The 1,965-nt window shown below is 73.0% G+C and carries 3 protein-coding genes; 2 read left to right on the top strand and 1 reads right to left on the bottom strand.

All coding sequences use genetic code 11. The features are described from left to right. On the top strand, positions 1 to 288 hold a 288-nt coding region (locus tag ABYE80_RS20325), incomplete at its 5' end, for a DegT/DnrJ/EryC1/StrS family aminotransferase (protein ID WP_372792195.1). Between the two features lie 16 nt (positions 289 to 304). Here the strand turns inward: ABYE80_RS20325 and ABYE80_RS20320 are convergent. Beyond that, positions 305 to 922 (bottom strand): hypothetical protein, encoded by a 618-nt coding sequence (locus ABYE80_RS20320; protein WP_372792193.1) that lies wholly within the window; start codon positions 920 to 922, stop codon positions 305 to 307. Between the two features lie 158 nt (positions 923 to 1,080). Between ABYE80_RS20320 and ABYE80_RS20315 the strand changes: the two genes are divergently transcribed. Continuing rightward, positions 1,081 to 1,965, top strand: an 885-nt coding sequence (locus tag ABYE80_RS20315; protein ID WP_372792191.1) for a glycosyl hydrolase, incomplete at its 3' end; no start/stop codon positions are given.

Raw genomic sequence — 1,965 nt, 5'->3', positions numbered from 1 at the left:
GTGCCGTGGACCGACGAGGACGTGGGGCGCGGCACGCACTACGCGTTCCTCGTCCTGCTGGCCGACGCCACGACCCGGGATCGCGCGGCGAGGGCGCTGGCCGGGCAGGGGATCGAGACGACCCGCTTCCCGGACCTGCCGTCCCTCAGCGCCTACGCGTACGCCGGCCGGGCCGCGACCCCGCGGGCCCGTGCGATCGCCGACCGTCACCTCGTGCTGCCGCTCGCCTCGACGTACGGCCGGTCCGAGGTGGACCGGGTCGTCGCGGCGCTTCGCGGGCAGCTCTGAGTCCTGGGGTTTGGCCTCAGCTCCAGGGCACCCGCGTGTCGTCGGCGGTGTCGGCGCCGAACACGCTGTCCAGCACCCGATCCACGTCGGTCATGCCGAACTTGTCGCGTAGGCGGCCTCCGACCTGACCGCGCGTCGCGCCGCCCACGGCCATCTCCACCGCCACGAGCCGGGCCGTGTCGCCGACGGCCTGCGCGCCGGCTCCGCGCGGCTCCCGTGCCGTGCTCGACGCGCCGGACCGTGGTGGTGCGGGTCGTGGCTGCCGACCGGCCGGTGCCGCACTGCCGCGGTCCCGGGAGTCCGGTGACGGGGTGGCCGGGCCCGGACGGTGGTCGAGCCGGGCCTCGACGCGGTCGAGCGCGGCGGTCAGCGCGTCGACCTGGCCGCGGACCTTCCGGGTCTGCTGCGTGAGCGCGGCGACGAGCACGGCCAGGTCGGCGGGCGCCGGGGCCGGCGAGGATCCGGCGCGGTCGTGGACGCCGGCGTCCGCCGGGGGCGCCGTCGCCTCTCGACGGGAGGCCTCACCGCGGGACGTCCGCCCGGCCAACCGGGCGTTCGCCGCGTCGTCCGCCGCATCCATGATCGCCCGGACACGCGCGGAGATGGCGTCCCGGGCGGGATCGGCGGGATTCATGGCGCGATGGTAACGGTGAAACGCGGTGCGCCCAAAGGGGTAGTTGCACCCGAAGGACGCGATCGACGACGCCTGCGTCGTCAGCAGGGCGTCGGCGGCCCGCCGCCGGGCTTGCCATTTCTTCGCGACTCCGGCACGGTTGCCGGGTTACTACTCCAATGGACTCGAGGCCGCACATCTTCCGCCGTCTTCCGCTACGCCTGGCGCAGCTCCTGTCGCTCGGTGTACTCGCCATCGCCGTATCCGCGCCGCCGGCGAGTGCCGCGGCGAGCTCTGGCCTCCAGATCACGCCGCTCCGCGAGTCCCCGTCCATCAAGGACGTGGTCGAGGATCTGGACCTGACGAAGCGGCTTGGCGGCACGTTCGCCCGTATCGAAGTGCGCTGGGACCTCCTGGAGCCCGCGCGGGGCACGATCGACCGCGCGTACCTGGCTCGTCTGGAGGGCGTCGTCGAGGCGGCCCGGTCGCGTGACCTGAAGCTCGCCGTGACGTTCATGGGTACGCCGTGCTGGTCGTCGACCGCGCCCGCCACGCTGACCCGCGGCTGCGGTGCCACCGCCGCGGACACCGTGGATTCGTATCCGCCGTCCGATCCCCAGGACTACGCGCGCGCCGCGGCGTTCGTGGCCCGCACCTTCAGCCCGACCGTCGCGTGGCTCGAGGTGTGGAACGAGCCCGACCACCGCAACCAGCTGTACTGGGCCGGGGAGAACAAGGCGAAGACCTACGCGGACCTCCTCAAGGCGGCCTACCCGACCATCAAGGCCCAGGCTCCCTCCGTGAAGGTGCTCGGTGGGGCGATCGTGGGCGGCAACGGCGCCTTCCTGAAGGCGATGTACGACAACGGCGCCAAGGGGCAATACGACGCGCTGTCGGTCCACTACTACGACCTCGTCCTGCTCTCGATCCGCCAGATACGCGACGTCATGCGCGCCGCGGGCGATCGCAAGCCCCTGTGGCTCGGCGAGTTCGGCTGGACGAGCTGCGCGTCGAAGTTCCGCCGTCAGGGCGGACACGTGTGCGTGAACTCCGGCCAGCAGGCT

Source organism: Paraconexibacter sp. (genome assembly GCF_041602235.1).
In the GTDB taxonomy this organism is placed as follows: Bacteria; Actinomycetota; Thermoleophilia; order Solirubrobacterales; family Solirubrobacteraceae; genus Paraconexibacter.
Note: the sequence above shows the minus strand (reverse complement) of the source record. Positions and strands in the feature narration are given on the sequence as shown.